The organism is Mycobacteriales bacterium (assembly GCA_035550055.1).
Taxonomy (GTDB): domain Bacteria; phylum Actinomycetota; class Actinomycetes; order JAFAQI01; family JAFAQI01; genus DASZTV01.
Genome location: DASZRO010000018.1, coordinates 106,816 through 127,019, shown reverse-complemented (window position 1 = coordinate 127,019; position 20,204 = coordinate 106,816). Strand labels below are relative to the sequence as shown.

The window sequence follows — 20,204 nt, the reverse complement described above, 5'->3', positions numbered from 1 at the left end:
AACAGCGAGCGAAGAGGTCAGCGGTGCCCACGGGCAAGGTGAAGTGGTTCGACACGGACAAGGGCTTCGGCTTCCTGTCCCGTGACGACGGCGGTAGCGACGTATACGTCCACGCTTCGTCGCTGCCCGACGCGACCACGCTCAAGCCGGGCGCGCGGGTGGAGTTCGGGGTCGCCGAAGGTCGCCGCGGCGAGCAGGCGCTGTCGGTGCGGGTGCTCGACCCGTTGCCGTCGGTTGCCGCCGCGACGCGCCGGCCTGCCGAGGAGCTGCACGGGCTGATCGACGACCTCATCAAGCTCTTCGAGGCGAAGGTCCAGCCCGATCTGCGTCGCGGCCGCTACCCGGACAAGACAACCGGGCCGCGCCTGGCGCAGATGATGCGGGCGATCGCGGCCGAGCTCGAAGGCTGACCGGTCAGGCGCCGTCAGGCTTGCCGCGACGGGTGATCGCCGCGATCAGCGCCACCGCGAGTACGACGGCGGCGAGGCCGAAGCCGGCGATCGGTTTGGTCGGGATGACGATGCCAAGCGCACCGCCGACCACCCAGGACAGCTGAAGCACCGTCTCGGATCGCGCGAAGGTCGACGTCCGCACGTTCTCGTCCACGCGCCGCTGGATCGTCGCATCGAGCGCGAGCTTCGACACCGCGGCGGTCGCGGACGCGACGGAGGCGACGGCGAACACCGACACCACCCCGAAGGCGAGCGCGGCGTACGCGCACACCGCGATCGTCGCCGCAAGCAGCACGACGGACAGCCGGGCCCCGGCCGCGGAAGCGGTGCGCGCACCGACGAGCGTGCCGACGACGTTACCCGCGGCGATGCCGAGAGCGAGCTCGCCGAGACAGATGTTGGCCGACAGCCCGCCGATCGGGTGGACGCGTACGACGAAGGCGCCGAACAGCAACAGCAGCCCGGAAAGCCAGCGCAGCGCCGCAGCGGTGCGCAGCGCCGCGAGGATCTCGCGGTTCATCCGGATTCCCGTCCGCCGGGCGCCGGCCGGACGCGCCTTGCCGCCGCCGTCGGCGCGGCGGGGCAACCGGAAGGCGGTCACCGCCGCGACGACGTAGATCACCGCGCCGAGCTCGAGCTCGACGTGGTGGCCGAGCACCTTGATCACGGCGGCAGCCAGCGAGCCCGCGACGCTCGGTGCCACCACCCCGGCGAGGGTCAGTCGCGAGTTCGCCTGGACCAGCGTCATGTCGGGCGGCAGCAGTCGGGGGACCGCGGCGCTGCGCGTCACGCCGTACGCCTTGCTGGCGACGAGGACTCCGAGCGCCGCGGGGTAGAGCGTCAACGCCTGCGTCACGGAGGTGTGGCCGTGCGAGCCGAGGCTGTGAGCGATGGTGATCGCCAGGATCGCGCGGGCGATCATCGTTGCCGCGAGCGCGATCCGGCGGCCGTGACGCAACCGGTCGAGCAGCGGTCCCAGGACGGGTGCGACGACGGCGAACGGTGCCATCGTGACGAGCAGGTAGAGCGCGACCCGGCTGCGGGCCTCGTGTGTCGGTACGGAGAAGAACAGCGAGCCGGCGAGAGCGACCGTGATGGTGGCATCTCCCGCGGCCTGCAGCGCGTGCGTCTCGACCAGGCCGGCAAGACCGGAGGCGCCGGCGCCGCCGCGGCGGTTCCACTCGCGCAGCCGCCGCGCGCCGCGCCCGGTCGCCGCCGCGGTCGCGCGCGCCAGGTGGCCGAGCGCTGGACCGACGCGGTCATCCTGCTCGGCGAAGCGGCCCGGATCGGGACGCTGCGATTCGCCCGCGTCGGTGGTCATGAGCGAGACTAAACACGTGACCGAAACCGACGTGGCGCCTGACGACGTCCAGACTGTGGACTCGCCGGACGCCTCTCCTGCCGTCGAGCTCGTGCTCGACGAGGTTGCGGCCGCAGCCGTCGACCTCGCTCGCGCGGCGGCTGAGGCGGACGCCCCCGGTCTGGTCGGCGAGCATCTCGGGGTCGAGCCCGACGAGCAGCGAGTCGTCGTCCACTACTTCGCGACCCTCGATCCGGCGTACGTCGGGTGGCGCTGGGCGGTTACCGTTGCCCGCGCGTCGCGGTCCAAGGTGGCGACGGTCGACGACGTGGTGCTGCTTCCGGGGGCGGAAGCGGTGCTGGCTCCGGCGTGGCTGCCGTGGAGCGAGCGGCTGCGCCCCGGCGACATGGGGGCCGGTGACCTGCTTCCCACGGCGCCGGACGACCCGCGGCTGACGCCGGCGTACTTCTCGACCGAGGACGAGGAGGCGGCCATGGTCGCCTTCGAGATCGGCCTGGGACGCGAGCGGCTCCTGTCCTACGAAGGACGGCTCGAAACGGTGGACCGGTGGTACGCCGGCGCGCCCGGCCCACGGTCGGAGGTGGCGCGCTCGGCTCCGGCCGCATGTGCCACGTGCGGGTTCTTCCTGCCGCTGTCGGGCGCACTGCGCTCGGCCTTCGGGGCCTGCGCGAACGCGTTCGCTCCGGATGACGGCAAGGTCGTCGCCGTCGACCACGGTTGTGGCGCTCACTCCGAGGCGATCGTGGCGCCCGAGCCTGCGCCGCTGCCGCCGCCGCTGATCGATGACGCGGTCTACGACGTCGTCGAGCCGGCCGAGCCCGGTGAGGTGATCGAAGCGGTCGCCGAGGTTGTCGACGACGCGGTCGCCGAGGTTGTCGACGACGCGGTCGCTGATGACGCCGCCGACGACGCGGCCGATGACGCCGCGGACGAGCCGGTACCCGCCGACGACGCCATCACCGCAGCCGAGATCGAGCTCGACGTCGACGCCGAGGTAGAGCGCTCTTAGCTGGCGCGGTTGCGTCGGCGCAGCGCGGTGCGCAGCCCGTACAAGCCGAGGACGACGCCGCACGGGCACGACCACAGCCACCACGTGGCGTGATGGCGCTGCAGGTCGTGGTGGAACACGGTGGCGAGCAGCACGAAGGCGAGCACCCACGCCACGATGCCCGCGACGGTCACCTCGACCTCGCGGGAGTTGGGCGGGTCCACCTCCACGGCGACAACGTTAGCGACGCGTGGCAACCAGACCCCAGCCGGTCGGGGCCTTCAGGATGAAGCCGTTCGCGGTCTCGATCGGCTCGAGGCCGGTCGCCTCGGCGGCCGCCGGGACTGCCGCTGCGGTCGGCTCGCCTTGTTCGAGCAGTGCGCGGACGAGACGCCCCTTGGCCACCTTGCTCTGGTAGCTCGGCGCGGCGCGTTTCCCGTCGGCCCCGGTGACGTTGACCGTCACGAGCCGGTCGGCCGCAGCCTTCGACGGGCGATACATGAGCGAGTAGCCGGACGAGCGAAGGTCGAGCGCACCCTGCTCACCGACGTCCGCATCCAGCGCGTCGAGCAGCGGGGTGCGCCAGTACGCCGGCAGCGCTGCGATCTTCGGCAGCTTGGTGGCGATGCCGATCCGGTACGCCGGCAGCAGATCGGTCGGCCGGGTCGCGCCCCACAGGCCGGAGAAGACCACGAGCGAGGCGTCGGCTCGCCGACGCGCCGCGATCTTCAACGTCGGGTAGCCGAGCGCGTCGTGCAACACCCCGGAGTACCGCGCGCCGGCGGGCATGGTGGGTGAGGTGTCCGCGATCGCGTTCGCGGCGCGGTCGGCGTCGAGGGCTTGCGACAGCCCCAGCACCGCGCGGGCCTTCGCGGGGCTGGTCTTGCAGAGCGCGACGAGGGCGCTCAGCACGCGTTGCCGATGTGGTGCGAGCTCGGGCCACGACATCCCGGCGAGATCGACCGGCGGCTCGGACCCACCGGCCGCCTTGCCTTCGCTCGGCGGCAGCAGGATGAGCACCGGGAGACGGTATCCGGCCCGACGTGGCGCTGCGACAACCGCGGCGTAGCGTCGGGCGTCGTGAGAGTTGTGAAGCGTGTGCTGGTTGGTTCCGCCGTCGTCCTTTCGTTCGCCGGTCTGATCGCGCCGTTGAGCGCTTCGGCGGCGCCACAGCGGGATGCTCCCGATCCTCCCGCCGCGAGTGCCTCAGCGATGAGCGGGCACGGGGAGCTCGCGGTGATCCATGCGCATGAGCTGTTCCTGATCGGTGGGCCGGTGAGTGGGGTTCACTACGTCGGCTTCGGAAACCAGCCAAGCGACCCGCAGTGGTCGGCCGACGGCAAGCTGCTCTCGGTGGTGGTGACCCCGCCGCCACCGAAGCACAACCCTTACAAGCAGGAGCCGAGCTTCGTGGCCGTCGTCGGCCAGCGCGGGAAGGTCCTCCGCGAGTTCCCGCGCGGAACGAAGGCGTACGACGTCACGACCGCGTGGTCGCCGGGCGCCGACCGGCTCGCGGTCTCGTACACGTTGCAGGCCAAGAACCCGAGCAACGACCGGGACGTGCTGAGCTTCTACGACCCGGCGGACGGGGTGGCGGACGGGTTGCTGGCCGCACCGGACATCTCCGGGTTCGCCTGGTCGCCGGACGGTTCGCAGCTTGCCTTCGCCAGCGACCGGCTGGTCCGCTCGCCGGGCAACTTCAACAGCCGCCTGGTCACGATCGACGCCGCGACCGACCACAAGCGCCTCGTCACCGCCGCGACGGAGAAGGTCATCGACGTTGCCGGCTGGTGGCCCGACGGATCGGGCATTCTTGCGCGGTTGGACCCGCAAGGCTCCGCGTCGCTGGCGGCGGACGGCCTGCCACTGGTCGACGTCTCGGTGGCTGACGGCAAGCAGCGCCAGCTCGGCCGGATCGCGCTGGACTACTCCCAGTGGCTCGCCACATCGGCAGCGACGAACCAGGTCGCCTTCATCGCCGGCGGCGACCGCGAGATCAGCATGCAGCACAAGCACGTCGTCGTGTGCAGCGTCGCGGCCTGCCGCGCTATCGCGCAGGGTGCGAAGCAGGTCAGCTTCGACCCGGCGTTCGGCGCCTCCGGACGGCTGGCGTTCGTGCGGGATCGCGCCGTCGCGCCGAAACACGGCTTCGGGATCAGTTACGTCGACCAGGTGCAGGCCAGCGGCGGGATCCTGACGGCGTCGTCGGGCGGTCAGGTCGCGGCGGTGTCGGCCGGCAAGGCGGCGAGTGCGCCGACCTGGGGGACGGATGGCTCGATGCTCGTCGTACGCCGAGGTGCCCTCTGGTTGCTCGGCCCTGGTCTGCAGACTGCGGCGAAGGTCGTGTCCGGGTTGCAGCTGCCGGCGGGAAGCCCGTACTACGGGTTCGTGCCATGGCACGACAGCTTCGCCTGGACGCTGGCGGTCCGCTAGCCGAAGCGAGTCACCCGGCGTGCGGGCGCGGGTTGGGCAGCGGCTTGCACCGCGCGTCGGGGCCGGGGCCCGGCCGCCGTACCGGCCGCTTGCCGCTGCGCAGGTACGTCGCGATCTTGTCGTCGACGCACGCGTCGCCCGACAGCGAGTCGGCGTGGGTCATTCCGCCCGGCTCCGCGATGAGACTCGCGTGCGGGTAGAGCTTGCGGACCTCGACACTGCCCGAGTACGGCGTCGCGGCGTCGAGCGTTTCGTCGACCATCAGCACACTCGCGGTGCGGTGGCCGTTGATCTTCAACGGGTGCTGCTGGCGGGCGTGCCAGAACAGGCACGGTGCGTTGAACCACGCGTTGTTCCAGGTGAGGAACGGGTACTTCGCGTTGTACGCCTTGTTGACCCGCGCCCACTTCGCCCATGACCGGGGCCAGTGCGCGTCGCTGCACTGCACCGCCGAGTAGACCGCGAACTCGTTGTCGTTTCTGGGCTGGTCGGTCTCGACGTACTGCTTGATCATCGGCGCTCGCTTGCCCGACGCGTCCAGCAGGTGCCACGCGTGAGCGAGGTCGGTCCACCCGAACCGGTAGTAGGCGGCCTCGGTGATCGCGTCCGCGAACTCGTCCGGACCCAGTTCGCCCTTCGGCTTGACGGTCAGCCGGGCGAGCTCGGTGTTGTAGCGCGTGGACACCTCCTGCTCGGTCGAGCCGAGGTGGTAGACGTCGTCGTAGCTCGCCACCCAGGAGAAGAAGATGCCGATGTTGCGCTGGAACGTCTTGTCCTGGTCGAGGTTCGCGCCCCACCACACGCGGCGGGGATCGACAGTGCTGTCGAGCACCATGTACTTCAGGTGCGACGGGAACAGCGTCGAGTAGACCTCGCCGAGATAGGTGCCGTAGGAGAAGCCGTAGAAGCTGATCTTGTTGGCGCCGAGCGCGCGGCGAATCCGATCCATGTCGCGGGCGGAGTCCCGGGTGGAGATGTTGTTGATCAGCCGCGGGTACTTCTTCGCGCACTCCGCGGCGTACTTCTTGGTGCGGGCGAGCCAGTACTTCAGGACCTTCGAGCTCGTCGTCTGGTAGCGGCGGCGAGGGCCTTTGAAGTAGTTGGACTGGCAGTGCATCGCAGGGCTGCTCGCGCCGACGCCTCGCGGGTCCCAGCTGACCCAGTCGTAGTCCGCGCCGACGCCGTGTGGCACGAACGGTTCGAGGGAGGCCGGCAGATCGAGACCGGGGGCACCCGGGCCGCCCGGGTTGGTGAGGATCACCCCCTTGTAGTGCGAAGACGTGTGCCGAAGGATCGACAGCTCGAGGGTGACGTGTCCTTCGCCGGGGTGGCTGTAGTCGAGCGGTACATCGAGGTGGGCGCACTGCTCACCGCTGTGGCGCAGGTCCGGGTACAGGTAGTACGGGCACAGGCCCCAGCGCAGCTTCGCCACCTTGCTCCGCGCGGCGGGGCGGGCGGCGGGGCGGGCGGCCGGGTGCGCGGCGGCTGCCGGCTGTGGCAGCGCGACGACGAGGACCGACAGCAGCGCAGCCAGCGCGGTGGCGATGCCGCCGAGGCGTACCCGACGGGTCACAGCCGGTCGACCACCCAGTCGATGCAGGCGGTGAGCGCTTCGACGTCTGCCGGATCGATCGCCGGGAACATGCCGACGCGCAGGCCGTTGTACCCGGCCGCGCGGTATGCGCCGACGTCGAGGATCCCGTTGGCTTTCAGTGCCTTGACCACCTTGTCAGCCTCGATCGCCTCGTCCAGCCGGATCGTGCCGACGACGGTCGAGCGTTTCGCCGGGTCGGTGACGAAGGCTTCGGCGTACGGCGCCTTGTCCGCCCACGTGTAGAGGATTCGCGCCGACTCCCCAGTGCGCTCGGTTGCCCAGGCCAGCCCACCCTGCGCGTTCATCCACTCGACCTGCTCGGCCATGAGGAACACCGTCGCGAGCGCGGGTGTGTTGTAGGTCTGCTCGAGCCTCGATTGCTCGATGTGGATTCCGAGGTCCAGCGTCGACGGCACCCAGCGCTGCGGGATGAGCCGCTCGCTGCGCTCGATCGCCGCGGGTGACAGGATCGCGAAGAACAGCCCGCCGTCCGAGGCGAAGCCCTTCTGCGGCGCGAAGTAATAGGCATCGGTCTGCGTCAGGTCGACGGGAAGACCGCCCGCGGCGCTGGTCGCATCCACCAGCATCAGCGCTCCGGCGTCCGCGCCGACGGGTCGCTGGATGCTGGTCATCACGCCGGTGGAGGTCTCGTTGTGCGGCAGGCAGTAGGCGTCGATCCCGGCCTCCGGCGCGAAGGCGTCAGGGGCGTGGCCGTAGTCGGCCTTGAGGACCGAGGGCTCTTCGAGGTGCGGTGCCGCGGCGGTCGCCTTTGCGAACTTCGTCGAGAACTCACCGAACGCCATGTGCTGCGAGCGACGCTCGATCAGGCAGAGGGTTGCGATGTCCCAGAAGATCGTCGCGCCGCCGTTGCCGAGGATCACCTCGTATCCGTCCGGCAGGTCGTACAGCGTCGCGATGCCCTCTCGGACCCGCCGAACGACCGAGCGCACGGTCTCCTGCCGGTGCGACGTACCGAGGTAGGACGTCCCGGTCGCAGCAAGGGCTGCAAGCTGCTCCGGCCGGACCTTCGTCGGGCCAGAGCCGAAACGGCCATCGCCTGGCCGCAGGTCGGCGGGAATCTCGAGAGTGGCGTCAGTCACCCGCCAAGGGTACTGACCAGCAACGCTCCATTACGTGGGGTTATCCCCCAGCAACGCAGCGTTGCCCGGCCAATCCCCCGGCAACGCAGCGTTGCTGGGGAGGGAGCCCCAGCAATGGAGCGTTGCTGGGTTAGAGCTGGTCGGCGCCTTCTACCGCGGAGACGGGGCGGTTGGCTGGGCCGACGTACTTCGCCGACGGCCGGATCAGCCGGCCGGTCCGCTTCTGCTCGAGGATGTGGGCGCTCCAGCCGGCCACCCGGGCGCAGGTGAACATCGACGTGAACATGTGCGCCGGCACCTGCGCGAAGTCGAGGACGACCGCCGACCAGAACTCCACGTTGGTCGCGAGAACGCGGTCGGGGTAGCGCTCCCGCAGCTCGGCGAGCGCGGCGTTCTCGAGCGCCTCCGCGACCTCGACGCGGGGAGCGCCGAGCTCCTTCGCGGTACGACGAAGCACCCGGGCGCGCGGATCCTCGGCGCGATAGACGCGGTGGCCGAACCCCATGAGGCGCTCCTTGGAGTCCAAGAGCCGCTTCACGTAGCGACGCGCGTCGCCTTCGGCCGCCACCTCGTCGAGCATCTTCAGGACGCGGGAGGGCGCACCGCCGTGCAGGGGACCGGACAGCGCCCCGACCGCTCCGGACAGGCACGCGGCCGCATCGGCGCCGGTGGAGGCGATGACCCGCGCGGTGAACGTGGACGCGTTCATGCCGTGCTCCGCCGCCGAGACGAAGTAGGCGTCGACCGCCTTGGTGTGCGCCGGGTCGGGTTCGCCCCGCCAGCGGATCATGAACCGCTCGACCACGGTGGACGCCTCGTCGATCCGCTTCTGCGGCACCATGGGCTCGCCGAGGCCACGCGCCGACTGGGCGACGAAGGACATCGCGGTGACCGAGCAGCGGGCCAGGTCGTCGCGCGCCTGCGCGTCGTCGATGTCGAGCAGCTGCTGAAGCCCCCATGCCGGAGCCAACGTGGCCAGAGCGCTTTGTACGTCGACCCGGATGTCGCCGGAGTGGACGGGGACCGGGAACGGCTCGGCGGGCGGTAGGCCCGGCGCGAACCGGCCGTCGACCAGCAGGCCCCACACGTTGCCGTAGCTCACGTGGCCGACCAAATCTTCGATGTCGACGCCTCGGTAGCGCAGCGCCGAACCTTCCTTGTCGGGCTCCGCGATCTCGCTTTCGAAGGCGATGACGCCTTCCAGTCCGGGCTTGAAGACCGTTTCGTCGGCCATGTCGACTCCTTGTCGGTTGCGTCGCCTCGTGGGCTGCCCCCATTCTCCTACTCGCGAGTAGCACCGGTGATGGCGGGCAGGAACAAACCGGTGCAGGCGCTGTGTGCCCGTGTGAGAGCGTCAGGAGTCGTGAGCGAGACCGGGTCGACGGTGGATCTCGCGCGGCTGCGCAGTGACTACCAATCGGCCGGCTTGAGCAGGGCCGACCTGCCCGCCGAGCCGATCGAGCTGTGGCGCCGCTGGCTGGCCGACGCGCAGGCCGCCGGCCTCGCGGAAGCCAACGCGATGGTGGTGTCGACGGTCGACCTCGACGGCAGGCCGAGCATCCGAACGGTTCTCTGCAAGGCCGCCGACGAACGCGGCTTCACGTTCTTCACGAACTACGCCTCCCGCAAAGGCGTCGCGATCGCCGGGCAGCCGGCGCTCGCCCTGTTGTTCCCCTGGCACGCGTTGGCGCGCCAGGTGATCGTCAACGGCGTCGCCCACAAGGTCGCGCGTGAGGACTCCGAGGCGTACTTCGCCACGCGCCCGCGCGGCGCCCAGCTGTCGGCGACCGCAAGCGCGCAGTCCCGCGTCGTGACCGACCGCGAGGCTCTCGAGCGCCGAGTCGCCGAGACGGCCGCGGCGTACGACGGTGTCGACGTGCCGTGTCCGCCGGACTGGGGCGGCTACCTGGTCGTGCCCGAGACCATCGAGTTCTGGCAGGGTCGTCACGATCGTTTGCACGACCGGCTGCGCTACCTCCGCGACCCCGCGGGATGGCGTGTGGAGCGGCTCAACCCGTGAGCGACGTCACCCCGCCGGACGAGCCATCACCGGACGATCCGGCCGGATCTCAGGAGCGCACCCGCCGGCGGCTGTTCGCCGACCTCACGCCGTTGCGGGAGAGCCCGACCTACCGGCGCTGGTGGGCGGGCTACGCGGTGTCGAACATCGGCAGCCAGCTCACGATCGTCGCGGCGCAGCTCCAGGTGTTCCACATCTCCCACTCGTCGTTCGACGTGGGGATCACCGGACTGGTGACGGTCGTCCCGCTGATCGTGTTCGGCCTGCTCGGAGGGTCGATCGCTGACGCAGTCGATCGTCGAAAGCTCGTCATGGTGACGAGCCTCGTGATGTTGACGACGTCGTCGCTGCTCCTGGTCCAGGCCGATACGCACCTCAACCGGCTCTCGATCATCTACGTGTTGCTGGGTCTGCAGGCGGGCGTCAGCTCGGTCGACTCCGCTGCCCGCGGGGCGACCCTCCCGCGGCTGGTGCGCGCCGACCTGCTCCCAGCGGCGAACTCGCTCGGCCAGCTGGGTTGGAACACCGCACTGACGGCCGGGCCGCTGCTGGCCGGCGTCGTCGTCGGGGCCGCGGGGTACGGCGCGGCGTACGCGATCGACGTCGCGTCGTTCGCGGCGGTGCTCTACGCCGTGCTGCGCCTGCCACCGCTGCCACCCGACAGCGTCAGTCACAAGGCGGGCTTCAAGTCGGTTGGCGAAGGCTTCAAGTTCCTGGCGCCTCGCAAGAACCTGATGATGACCTTCCTCGTCGACATCGTGGCGATGGTGTTCGGAATGCCGCGTGCGCTGTTCCCCGCGCTCGCCTCGGGGGTGTTCCACGGCGGCGCGGAGACCGCCGGCGTGCTCTACGCCGCGCCGTCGATCGGGGCGTTCCTCGGAGCGTCGTTCTCGGGTTGGTCCGGGCGAGTCCGCCGCCAAGGCCTCGCCGTGATCGTCTCCATCGCGGTGTGGGGCGCCGCGATCGCGTTGTTCGGCTTGGCGCACGTGCTCTGGCTCGGCGTCATCTTGCTGGCCGTCGCCGGTGCGGCGGACATGGTGAGCGCGGTCTTCCGCAGCACGATCCTCCAGGTCGCGACCCCTGACGCGCTGCGCGGCCGGCTGCAGGGCGTGTTCACGGTCGTCGTCGCGGGCGGCCCGCGCATCGGCGACTTGGAGTCCGGGACGGTCGCCAGCCTGGTCAGCACCGAGTTCTCGGTGATCTCCGGGGGTATCGCCTGCATCGTGGGACTGCTTGCCTTCGTCGCCAAGTACCCGTCGTTCGCCAAGTACGACGCGCAGGACCCGGTCCCGTGAGCGCCGCGGAGTTCGTCCCGCCCGGCGCGACCATCGACAAGCTACGCAAGGCGGCATTGGGCTGCACCGGGTGCGAGCTCTACAAGGGCACCACCCAGACCGTCTTCAGCAAGGGTCCGGTCGGGGCGCGCATGGTGTTCGTCGGCGAGCAGCCGGGGGACATCGAGGACCGCCGGGGCGAGCCGTTCGTCGGTCCGGCGGGGAAGATGTTGGACCAGGCCGTGGCCGACGCCGGCATCGATCCGGCCGGCGTCTACACGACGAACGCGGTCAAGCACTTCAAGTTCCGGTCGGCGGGAGTCGGCAAGCGGCGTATCCATCAGACGCCCGATGTCGCCGACATAGCGGCGTGCCGCCCGTGGCTGCTCGCCGAGTTCGCCGTGCTCTCCCCGGAGGTGGTCGTGGCGCTCGGCGCGACCGCGGCACGGGCGCTGTTCGGAGCGTCGTTTCGGGTGACGCGTTCCCGCGGCGTCCTGATGCCGTGGCCGGCATCCGCGGCCGAGCCCGACGCGTTTCCCGGCCTGGACGACGACGGCGCGCCCGCCTCCGCGTTCGCCATGGCAACCCTGCATCCGTCGGCCGTGCTGCGCGCCGACGACCGAGACGCCGCATACGCTGGACTGGTCGCAGATCTGAAAGTCGCCGCATCCGCGCTGGCCGGGTAGCGGCGCTTCATCGGCCCGGTTCCGACGCGCTGTGGTCAACCTTCGCCGAGATCTGCCGTTGTAATTGACGCAGAGCTACGGGGGCAAGGAGGTTCGCGCCGCGGATGCCCAGGTTCACCTCGCCGCGCCGCGCCGTGACGGGTGCCCGTGACGCGTGGCGGCGCCACGCGTCCGGATGGCTGCCGCTGCGAACCACGACCGGTGGGCTCGTGCTTGTGCTCCTCGCGGTGCTCACCGTCGGGACCGGCGCGACGGCGGTGACCGCCGCCCTCGTCACGAAGCATCACCACACCGCGAGCGCCGACGAGCCGCTCCCGCCGGCGCCGGCCGGCGACCTCGGCCAGCTGATAGCCCCCGGCTCGACCCCCGTACCGCTGCCCGCTCATCAACGCCGCCATCTCGTCTCGGCGACCCTGCTGGTCTCCGACAAGCGCCCGCTCAGCGCCCGCCAGGTGCGACGGCTCGACAAGCTGTCCGGGGTACGCCGGGTGGAGACGGTGATGGCCGGTCACGCGCAGATCGAAGGGCACAAGGCGTTCGTCCTCGGCGTGGACCCGACGACGTTCCGGTCCTGGACGCCGAAGCTGACCGCCGACAGCAACCCGCTGTGGGAGACCATCGAGCAAGGCGAGCTCGCCGCATCCTTCGACATGGGGGAGAACACCAACCTGCCGCTCGGCGGAACCGTGCCGGTGGGCAGCCGCCGCGGCCTGACCTCGATCCGGATCGGAGCGTTCGCGTCGGTCGGCATGGCGGGGGTCGACGCCGTGATGTCCGCCGCGCGCGCGGCGCAGGTCGGCCTGGCCGACGACACCGGCGCCTTGATCAGTGCGCCGAAAGCGGATCCGCTGAAGCTGCGCAAGACGGCCCTGGAGATGCTGGGCCACGGCGTGCACGTCGAGCTGCTACGTGAGGTCATCGTCACCCGGGACGCGGGCGAGTTCCTGACCCGGCTGCAGATCTACAACTTCCTCAACGCGGCGAAGAGCCGCATCGGGTTGCCCTACGTCTGGGGCGCGGCCGGCCCGTCCGCCTTCGACTGCTCGGGGCTCGTGCAGTGGGCGTTCGCGCAGGCCGGTATCGCCATGCCGCGAGTGTCGGAGGAGCAGTTCTTCACCGGTCCACACGTGCCGTACGCCGACGCCCGGCCCGGTGACCTGCTGTTCTGGCACTACAACAAGAGCGATCCGACCGACGTCGACCACGTCGCGATCTACTGGGGCAACGGGATGATGGTCGTCGCACCCCACACCGGGCAGTACGTCGAGTACGTGCCGGTTCCGCTCAACGACCTGGCGGGCGTCGTCCGGGTGGATCCGGCGATCGGTGCCGAGCTCGCGTAATGCGCTGGCCGTCGGCTGACCCCCGACGGGTAGGATTGAAGGCTCGAAAACGCCTTTGATCCAAGGGAAAATCCGTTGACTGCACAGGCTGGGCCGCTTCGCGCGTTGTTGCTCGAGAACGTGCATCCGGACGCGGCGTCCGCGCTCGCTGCCGAAGGCTTCGACGTCGAGACGGCCAAAGGTGCGCTCGACCCCGCGGAGCTCGCCGATCGCCTTCGCGGCGTGTCGCTGCTCGGGATCCGCTCGAAGACCGACGTGACCGAGGCAGCTCTCGAAGGCGCCGACTCCTTGCTCGCGATCGGCGCGTTCTGCATCGGCACGAACCAGATCGACCTGCCGGCGGCATCGTCGCGCGGGATCGCGGTCTTCAACGCGCCGTTTTCCAACACCCGCAGTGTGGTCGAGCTCGCGATCGCGGAGATCATCGCGCTCACCCGCCGACTGACGCAGAAGAACGCCGACCTCCACGCGGGGGTGTGGGACAAGTCGGCAACGGGAGCGCACGAGATTCGGGGCCGTCGGATCGGGATCGTCGGTTACGGCAACATCGGCGCGCAGCTGTCGGTGATCGCCGAGGCGCTCGGCATGTCCGTGTCGTACTTCGACACCGCCGACAAGCTGGCGCTCGGCAACGCGCGCCGCTGCAGCTCACTCGACGAGCTGCTCAGCACGTCGGACATCGTCACGCTTCACGTCGACGGGCGGGCGACGAACGCCGACATGTTCGGCGAGAACCAGTTCGCGCTGATGAAGCCGGGCAGCCTGTTCCTCAACCTGTCCCGTGGCTTCCTCGTCGACCACGACGCGTTGCGTGCGCATCTGGAGAGCGGGCACATCGCGGGTGCCGCGGTCGACGTGTTCCCCGAGGAGCCGAAGGCGCAGGGCGACGAGTTCGTCTCGGTGCTGCGCGACTTGCCCAACGTCATCCTCACGCCGCACATCGGCGGCTCGACCGAGGAGGCACAGCAGGACATCGGCCATTACGTCGCGGGCAAGCTGCGTGACTACGTCGTCGACGGTACGACGACGATGAGCGTCAACCTCCCGCATCTCGTCCTGCCGTCTCGACCGGACAGCCACCGCATCGCGCACCTCCACCAGAACGTTCCCGGCGTCCTGGCGACGATCAACGGCGTCCTCGCGGAGAACAAGGTCAACATCGAGGGACAGCTGCTGGGGACCCGCGGTGAGCTCGGCTACGTGATCACCGACATCGGCGTCGACTATCCGTCGGACGTGCCGGCCGAGCTCGCGGCCATGCCGGAGACCGTCCGGCTCCGCGTCCTGTCGTGACCCTCGAGGCAACGCTCGCCGAGATCGTCGGCGAGTCCCACGTGCTGCTCGACGGGGACATGCGCGCGTCGTACGAGTCGGACTGGACCGGCCGGTTCAGCGCTAACGCCCGACTCGTGGTCCGTCCGGCCGACACCGCCGAGACGGCCGCGGTCGTGACGACCTGCCGTCAGGCGGGTGTCGCGGTGTGCGTGCAGGGCGGGAACACTGGGCTCGTAGGTGGCTCGGTCCCGGTCGACGGCGCGGTGCTGCTGAGCACGAGACGGTTGTCAGCGGTGGACGAGATCGACCGGGCTGCCGCCCAGATCACCGTCGGTGCCGGGGCGACGCTGGCCAGCGTGCAGCAAGCGGTGCGGCCGAGCGGCTTCGACGTCGGTGTGGACTTCGCGGCGCGGGAGTCGTGCACGATCGGCGGAATGGTGTCGACCAACGCAGGCGGCGAACGCGTGCTGCGGTACGGCACGATGCGCGCTCAGGTCGCCGGCATCGAGGCCGTGCTGGCGGACGGCAGCGTGCTCACCCGGCTGGCGGGATTGCCGAAGGACAACACCGGCTACGACCTGATGTCGCTGCTCGCCGGTGCCGAGGGCACGCTCGGCGTCCTCACCCGAGTCCGGCTCCGGTTGCATCCGCTGCACTCTGCGCGCGCGGTCGCCCTCGTCGCCGTGGGGTCGACCTCCGACGCGGTCGAGCTGGTACGCGCTGCCCGGGCGCTGCCGGACCTCGAAGCGGCCGAGCTGTTCTACCCAACGGGCCTGGCGATGGTGTGCGAGCACACCGGGTTGCCGGCGCCGTTCCCCGACGAGCACGGCGCGTACGTCGTCCTCGAGTGCGCCGCGAGCGAAGACCCGTCCGACGAGCTTCTCGCAGCGATCGAGCAGGCGGGCGACGTCGTACTCGATGCGACGGTCGCGGGAGACGCGCGAGGCCGCGCCGCGCTGTGGCGCTACCGCGAGGCGCACACCGAATCGATCAACGCCAACGGCGTGCCGGTGAAGCTGGACGTCGCGGTGCCGATCGGCCGGCTGGCCGAGCTCGTCGACGACCTTCCCGGAGCGATCGCCGCGGCCGCGCCCAACGCGCGCCTCGTGCTGTTCGGCCACGTCAACGAGGGCAATCTGCACGTCAACGTCCTCGACGCCCTCGATCGGGACGCGGAGGTGGAAGGCGCCGTCCTCGAGCTGGTGTCCGCCTTCGGCGGCTCGATCAGCGCGGAGCACGGGGTCGGCCGCGCGAAGGCGGAGTACCTGGGGCTGTCTCGGTCGGCCGACGAGATCGCCGTCATGCGGGCGATCAGGGCGGCCCTCGATCCCGCCGGTCTGCTGAACCCGGGAGTCCTGCTCTAGCCGGAATGTGCACGTCCCGGTCTTGGTTGACCGGGTGTGCCGGAGATGACGCAGATCCGCCGGGCCGTCGACCGGGATCGTACGAAGATCTCGTGGCTGGACTCGAAGCACTCTTTCTCGTTCGGGTCGCACTACGACCCGACGAACACCCATCACGGGCTGCTGCTGGTGAACAACGACGACATCGTCGCGCCGGGCACGGGCTTCGAGACGCACCCGCACCGCGACATGGAGATCGTGACGTGGGTGTTGCGTGGGTCGCTGGTGCATCAGGACTCGGAAGGCAACTCGGGGGTGCTCTATCCGGGGCTCGCGCAGCGCATGAGCGCCGGAACCGGCATCCTGCACTCGGAGAAGAACGACGTCAGGGCACCCGGCGCCGACGAGCCGGTTCACTTCGTGCAGATGTGGGTGCTGCCTGACACCGCGGGCGTCACACCGGGCTACGAGCAGCTGGAGATTGCCCCGGATCAGCTGCAAGGACGGCTGACCATTGTCGCCTCCGGCATGGCGCGCCATCGCGACGAGGCCGCGATCCGGATCGGGAACCGTCACGCCGCGCTGTACGCCGCGAGGCTGCGACCGGGGGAGGCGGTCACGGTGCCCGATGCGCCCTACGTTCACCTGTTCGTTCCGGTCGGCTCGGTCGACGTCGAGGCCACGGGCGTGCTCTCCGAAGGGGATGCGGCGCGGCTCACCGCGGCCGGCGAACGCCGTGTGACGGCGTCGTCGGACGCGGAGATTCTGGTGTGGGAGATGCACGCCACCGTTGGCTGATGGCCTTACTTTGAGGCCATGCCCAAACGAAACCTGACGGTCGGGCTGGTGCTGGTCGTCGTGGGCCTGGCCGCGATGGTGGTCTGGTGGGACGGCTTCATCCAGTTCCTCGGCGTGAAGAACGAGGCGAGTCGCTGGTATGCGTTCGAGTCGGGTTCCGGCGCGATCATCCTCGGAGACCTGCCTCTCCTCGGCGGCTTGGTGCTGCTGATCCGCCACCACAACTGTGAGATCCCCGGTTGCCCGCGGATCCAGCTCAAACGGCCGACCGCGGCAGGGCACCTGTTGTGCCGCAAGCACCATCCGGCGGCCGGGCCGGTCAGCGTCGAGGAGGCGCACGCCGCCCACCACGCCGCGCTGGCCGTGAAGGCGGACACATGAACCGCCGAGCCGCACTGGTCACCATCGCCGCGGCGGTCGGCTTCGACGTGATCGGCGCGATCTGGTTCGCCGCCGTCGAGAACATCTCGGTCGCCACCGGGCTGTACTGGTCGGTCACGACCGCGACGACCGTCGGGTACGGCGACATCACTCCGCACACGAGCACCGGCCGGGTCATCGCCGTACTCGTGATGCTGACGGTCATTCCGTTGTTCGCGGCGACCTTCTCGCTGCTGACGACGTCACTGACCACGATGCACGCCTCGAAGCTCCACGCCGAGGCGCTCGCCCACCTGCACCACATCAAGGAGCACCTCGGGGTGGACCACGAGCTCCCGGACCATCTGGTCCCGCCGCACCTAAAGCAGAGCTAGACCAAGCCCGGCAGCCGCGGCGGCCAATCCGATGGTGAGGCTGCCGAGCACATTGTTCGCCGCAGCGAGCGGCCGGCCTTGCTCGGCGAGGGCGAAGGACTCCCAGAGGAAGGTGCTCCAGGTGGTGTAACCGCCGCACAGGCCGGTGCCGATGGTCGTCGTCGCACGGCTGGGGAAGCCGTGATGAGTGGCGATGCCGGTCACGAGGCCTAGTACGAACGACCCCGTCACGTTGATGACGAACGTGCCCCACGGCAGCGCGGATCGATGACGGCGTTGGACCGCTGTGTCCAGCGTGTAGCGGCCGACCGCGCCGAGTGCCGCGGCGAGCGAGACGAGCAGCGCGAGGACCATCAGCCAGGCTCTGCGGTCAGGGCGCGCCGCGCTGCGGTCGGGGGCAGCCGGCGAGCGAACCACACACCTGTCGCCGCGACCACGAGGCCGGCGACGAGGCTTGCGAACAGGTAGCCGCAGCCGAGGCCGAGATGTCCGTGCGCGGCGAGCTCGTCGAACTGCACCGCGACGGAGCTGAAGGTGGTCAGCGCGCCGCAGAACCCGGCGCCGATCAACGGTCGGGCGTACGTCGACGGTCCGAGGACCTCCGACACGACGACGACCAGGACGCCCAGAACGAACGCGCCCACCGTGTTCACGACGAACGTGGACCACGGGAACCGGCCCGCAGCGCTCGCCCAGTGGGTGACCGCTTCGTACCGTGCACACCCGCCGACCAGGCCACCTGCGAAGACGACGGCCACCCGTCGCGCGTCGATGAGCGTGTGCCGGGGCGCTGCGGCATCGTCGGCCGTCACATCGGGGTCGACCGGCCACCGGCTGGGATCGGCTCCCTGACTCACTGGCGGTTTCCGTCCAGTTCCGTGACGAGCCGGGTGAGCGCGGGCAGTGCGTTGCGTAGCGCCACCAGGTCCTCGTCGGCCAAGCCGCTCGCGGCTGAGCGCATGACCCGGCGGTTGGACTGCTGCCAGTCGGCGAGGCGGGCTTCACCCTCCGCGGTGAGCACCAACCGCCACGCGCGGCGATCCGCCGGATCCGGCTGGCGATCGATCAGGTCCTGCGCGAGCAACGTCCCGATCAGCGTGCTGACGGTGGTCGGCGCGAGCAGCAGCGCCTCGCCCACCTCGCCGGCGCGCAGCCCTGGTCGCTCAGCCAGTAGCTGCATCACCTCGATCTGAGCCATCGGCAGCGTTTCGAACGGCAGGTCCGAGCGGACGACGCGGCGCAGCGCGCGCCGGAGCCTGGTGACGACGTCGGCCAGCGCGTCCAGGTCGGCGGTGGTCGACCGGCGGGAGGCGGGCATCTGCGCATCGTACGGCCGCAGGTGCTATTCGGTCGCAGGGCATTCCTAAGGCAGAAACATCCTGTTACAGTATCAATATGCAGAATCAGCCGGTCGGTGCTGGACTCGGGAGGGTCGGGCCACCGCAGGGTGTGCCGGGTTATCGCCTGCTCAGCTTGCTCGAGCCGGCCCGGCCCCGCCGGATCGCGGCATCGCCGCGAGCGCCGATCTTCGCCGTCGCGACGGTGTGCATCGGCGCGTTCATGGGCCAACTCGACGCCAGCATCGTCAGCGTTGCGCTGCCCCGGATGTCCGGCTCGTTCCATGCGAGCGTCGGAGCGGTCGAGTGGGTGTCGTTGTCCTACGTGCTGACCCTCGTCGCGCTGGTCGTGCCGATCGGTGCGTGGGCGGACAGCGTCGGCCGCAAGGCGCTCTACATCGCCGGCTTCGCCGTGTTCGCCGCGGCCAGTGCCGCATGCGCCATCGCCCCTGACCTACCCGCGCTGTGCGGCTGCCGGGTCGTGCAGGCGGTCGGCGCGGCGCTGATGCAGGCGAACAGTGTCGCGCTGATCGCGGCGGTGGCGCCGCGCGCCCGGCTGGGCCGAATGGTCGGGCTGCAGGCAGCTGCGCAGGCGATCGGCCTCGCGGGAGGCCCGGCGCTCGGCGGGCTGTTGCTGTCAGCGGGCAGCTGGCGGCTGCTGTTCCTCGTCAACGTGCCCGCTGGGATCGTCGGGTTGGGCACCGCTGCGATGCTGCTGCCGCGCAGTCGTGACCTCGCACCTGCCCGCCGGATCGACCCGCGCGGCATCGCGCTGTTCGTCGCCGCGGTCGCGGTCGGGCTGCTGGCGATGTCGTTTGCCGGCCAGTCGCGCGACGGGGTCGCGGCGGGTGTCGCGGGCGCGACGGCGGTCGTCGTCGCGATCGTGACCGGGCGACACCAGCGTCGAAGCGCCGCGCCGCTCGTGCAGCCGGTCGTCCTCAGCGCGCCAGGCCTGCGACGAGGGCTGTCGGCAGCGTTGTGCGGATACGCCGCGCTGTTCGGGACGCTGGTGGTGGTGCCGCTGTTCCTGACCCGCGATCGTCATCTCGGCACGACCGCAGTCGGTTTGCTCACCGCGGCACTGCCGCTGGGCATCGGAGTCGCGGCGCCGCTCGCCGGTCGCCTCGCCGACCGGATGCCGAGCCGAGTGGCTCGATCAGGGCTGATGCTGACGGTCGCTGCGCTGGCGATCACCGCCGTGACGCGTCCGGCCGGCCCGGTGCTCGCGCTGACGCTGGGTGCAGTCGGACTCGGCATCGGCACGTTCACCCCGGCGAACAACCGCTCGGTGATGCTCGCGGCGCCGACCGGCACCTCGGGCGCGGTGGCCGGGCTGCTCAACATGACGCGCGGGCTCGGCACGGCCGCCGGTACGGCGCTCGCCGTGCTCACCTTCACCGCATCGGGCGGACTGGCGTGGCCGCTGGTCGGCTTCGCCGTCCTGGGCTGCTTCGGCTTGCTCGCGCAGTGACCGCCCACTAGCGT

General features: G+C 70.4%; 22 protein-coding genes. 13 read left to right on the top strand and 9 right to left on the bottom strand.

Annotation, left to right across the window (positions count from 1 at the left end; genetic code table 11):
• Positions 1–23 precede the first annotated feature (23 nt).
• Positions 24–410: a cold shock domain-containing protein gene (locus tag VG899_02940; protein ID HWA65309.1), complete on the top strand. Its 387-nt coding sequence runs from the start codon at positions 24–26 to the stop codon at positions 408–410.
• Between the two features lie 4 nt (positions 411–414).
• On the opposite strand, the gene VG899_02935 is transcribed toward VG899_02940, so the two are convergent.
• Positions 415–1,773 (bottom strand): MFS transporter, encoded by a 1,359-nt coding sequence (locus tag VG899_02935; GenBank protein ID HWA65308.1) that lies wholly within the window; start codon positions 1,771–1,773, stop codon positions 415–417.
• Between the two features lie 16 nt (positions 1,774–1,789).
• Here VG899_02935 and VG899_02930 point away from each other — a divergent pair, with 16 nt between their 5' ends.
• Complete coding sequence (locus VG899_02930) at positions 1,790–2,782, top strand: DUF3027 domain-containing protein (GenBank protein ID HWA65307.1); 993 nt, start codon at positions 1,790–1,792, stop codon at positions 2,780–2,782.
• Here the strand turns inward: VG899_02930 and VG899_02925 are convergent.
• Both VG899_02925 and yaaA read right to left on the bottom strand, forming a co-directional pair.
• A complete protein-coding gene (locus tag VG899_02925; GenBank protein ID HWA65306.1) occupies positions 2,779–2,991 on the bottom strand; it encodes a DUF2530 domain-containing protein in 213 nt (70 codons plus the stop codon). The genes VG899_02930 and VG899_02925 overlap by 4 nt on opposite strands.
• 10 nt (positions 2,992–3,001) lie before the next feature.
• Positions 3,002–3,781 carry a peroxide stress protein YaaA gene (yaaA, locus tag VG899_02920; GenBank protein HWA65305.1) on the bottom strand — a complete coding sequence of 260 codons (780 nt, stop codon included), beginning with the start codon at positions 3,779–3,781 and terminating at the stop codon, positions 3,002–3,004.
• Between the two features lie 192 nt (positions 3,782–3,973).
• Here yaaA and VG899_02915 point away from each other — a divergent pair, with 192 nt between their 5' ends.
• Positions 3,974–5,194, top strand: a complete 1,221-nt coding sequence (locus VG899_02915; GenBank protein HWA65304.1) for a hypothetical protein — start codon at positions 3,974–3,976, stop codon at positions 5,192–5,194.
• Between the two features lie 10 nt (positions 5,195–5,204).
• Here VG899_02915 and VG899_02910 read toward each other — a convergent pair whose 3' ends face one another.
• The 3 genes from VG899_02910 to VG899_02900 form a co-directional block, all read right to left on the bottom strand.
• Positions 5,205–6,767 (bottom strand): alpha/beta hydrolase, encoded by a 1,563-nt coding sequence (locus tag VG899_02910; protein ID HWA65303.1) that lies wholly within the window; start codon positions 6,765–6,767, stop codon positions 5,205–5,207.
• The gene (serC, locus tag VG899_02905; protein ID HWA65302.1) at positions 6,764–7,888 is read right to left on the bottom strand and encodes a phosphoserine transaminase; all 1,125 of its coding nucleotides are present in this window, start codon (positions 7,886–7,888) and stop codon (positions 6,764–6,766) included. The genes VG899_02910 and serC overlap by 4 nt, the downstream gene beginning before the upstream one ends.
• 130 nt (positions 7,889–8,018) lie before the next feature.
• Positions 8,019–9,122 (bottom strand): citrate synthase 2, encoded by a 1,104-nt coding sequence (locus VG899_02900; protein ID HWA65301.1) that lies wholly within the window; start codon positions 9,120–9,122, stop codon positions 8,019–8,021.
• Between the two features lie 129 nt (positions 9,123–9,251).
• Here VG899_02900 and pdxH point away from each other — a divergent pair, with 129 nt between their 5' ends.
• From pdxH to VG899_02855, 9 genes are all read left to right on the top strand, one after another.
• The gene (pdxH, locus tag VG899_02895) at positions 9,252–9,908 is read left to right on the top strand and encodes a pyridoxamine 5'-phosphate oxidase (GenBank protein ID HWA65300.1); all 657 of its coding nucleotides are present in this window, start codon (positions 9,252–9,254) and stop codon (positions 9,906–9,908) included.
• Positions 9,905–11,203 carry an MFS transporter gene (locus VG899_02890; GenBank protein HWA65299.1) on the top strand — a complete coding sequence of 433 codons (1,299 nt, stop codon included), beginning with the start codon at positions 9,905–9,907 and terminating at the stop codon, positions 11,201–11,203. The genes pdxH and VG899_02890 overlap by 4 nt, the downstream gene beginning before the upstream one ends.
• Positions 11,200–11,868 carry a UdgX family uracil-DNA binding protein gene (locus VG899_02885; GenBank protein HWA65298.1) on the top strand — a complete coding sequence of 223 codons (669 nt, stop codon included), beginning with the start codon at positions 11,200–11,202 and terminating at the stop codon, positions 11,866–11,868. Before VG899_02890 ends, VG899_02885 begins: the two co-directional genes overlap by 4 nt.
• A gap of 104 nt (positions 11,869–11,972) precedes the next feature.
• Positions 11,973–13,211: a C40 family peptidase gene (locus VG899_02880; GenBank protein HWA65297.1), complete on the top strand. Its 1,239-nt coding sequence runs from the start codon at positions 11,973–11,975 to the stop codon at positions 13,209–13,211.
• Between the two features lie 75 nt (positions 13,212–13,286).
• On the top strand, positions 13,287–14,504 hold the full coding sequence (gene serA, locus VG899_02875; protein HWA65296.1) for a phosphoglycerate dehydrogenase: 1,218 nt from the start codon (positions 13,287–13,289) through the stop codon (positions 14,502–14,504).
• Positions 14,501–15,850: an FAD-binding oxidoreductase gene (locus tag VG899_02870; GenBank protein HWA65295.1), complete on the top strand. Its 1,350-nt coding sequence runs from the start codon at positions 14,501–14,503 to the stop codon at positions 15,848–15,850. Before serA ends, VG899_02870 begins: the two co-directional genes overlap by 4 nt.
• A gap of 45 nt (positions 15,851–15,895) precedes the next feature.
• The gene (locus tag VG899_02865) at positions 15,896–16,627 is read left to right on the top strand and encodes a pirin family protein (GenBank protein HWA65294.1); all 732 of its coding nucleotides are present in this window, start codon (positions 15,896–15,898) and stop codon (positions 16,625–16,627) included.
• Between the two features lie 18 nt (positions 16,628–16,645).
• Positions 16,646–17,008, top strand: a complete 363-nt coding sequence (locus VG899_02860) for a hypothetical protein (GenBank protein HWA65293.1) — start codon at positions 16,646–16,648, stop codon at positions 17,006–17,008.
• Positions 17,005–17,382, top strand: a complete 378-nt coding sequence (locus VG899_02855; protein ID HWA65292.1) for a potassium channel family protein — start codon at positions 17,005–17,007, stop codon at positions 17,380–17,382. The genes VG899_02860 and VG899_02855 overlap by 4 nt, the downstream gene beginning before the upstream one ends.
• Here the strand turns inward: VG899_02855 and crcB are convergent.
• Genes crcB through VG899_02840 form a run of 3 tightly spaced genes read right to left on the bottom strand, consistent with a single transcriptional unit; the run spans position 17,368 to position 18,700 of the window.
• Entirely contained in the window at positions 17,368–17,736 is a 369-nt protein-coding gene (crcB, locus tag VG899_02850) for a fluoride efflux transporter CrcB (protein ID HWA65291.1), read from the bottom strand. The genes VG899_02855 and crcB overlap by 15 nt on opposite strands.
• Positions 17,736–18,194: a CrcB family protein gene (locus VG899_02845; GenBank protein ID HWA65290.1), complete on the bottom strand. Its 459-nt coding sequence runs from the start codon at positions 18,192–18,194 to the stop codon at positions 17,736–17,738. The genes crcB and VG899_02845 overlap by 1 nt, the downstream gene beginning before the upstream one ends.
• A 41-nt stretch (positions 18,195–18,235) precedes the next feature.
• Positions 18,236–18,700: a MarR family winged helix-turn-helix transcriptional regulator gene (locus tag VG899_02840; protein HWA65289.1), complete on the bottom strand. Its 465-nt coding sequence runs from the start codon at positions 18,698–18,700 to the stop codon at positions 18,236–18,238.
• A gap of 77 nt (positions 18,701–18,777) precedes the next feature.
• Between VG899_02840 and VG899_02835 the strand changes: the two genes are divergently transcribed.
• Positions 18,778–20,190 carry an MFS transporter gene (locus VG899_02835; GenBank protein ID HWA65288.1) on the top strand — a complete coding sequence of 471 codons (1,413 nt, stop codon included), beginning with the start codon at positions 18,778–18,780 and terminating at the stop codon, positions 20,188–20,190.
• The last annotated feature ends 14 nt before the right edge of the window (positions 20,191–20,204 follow it).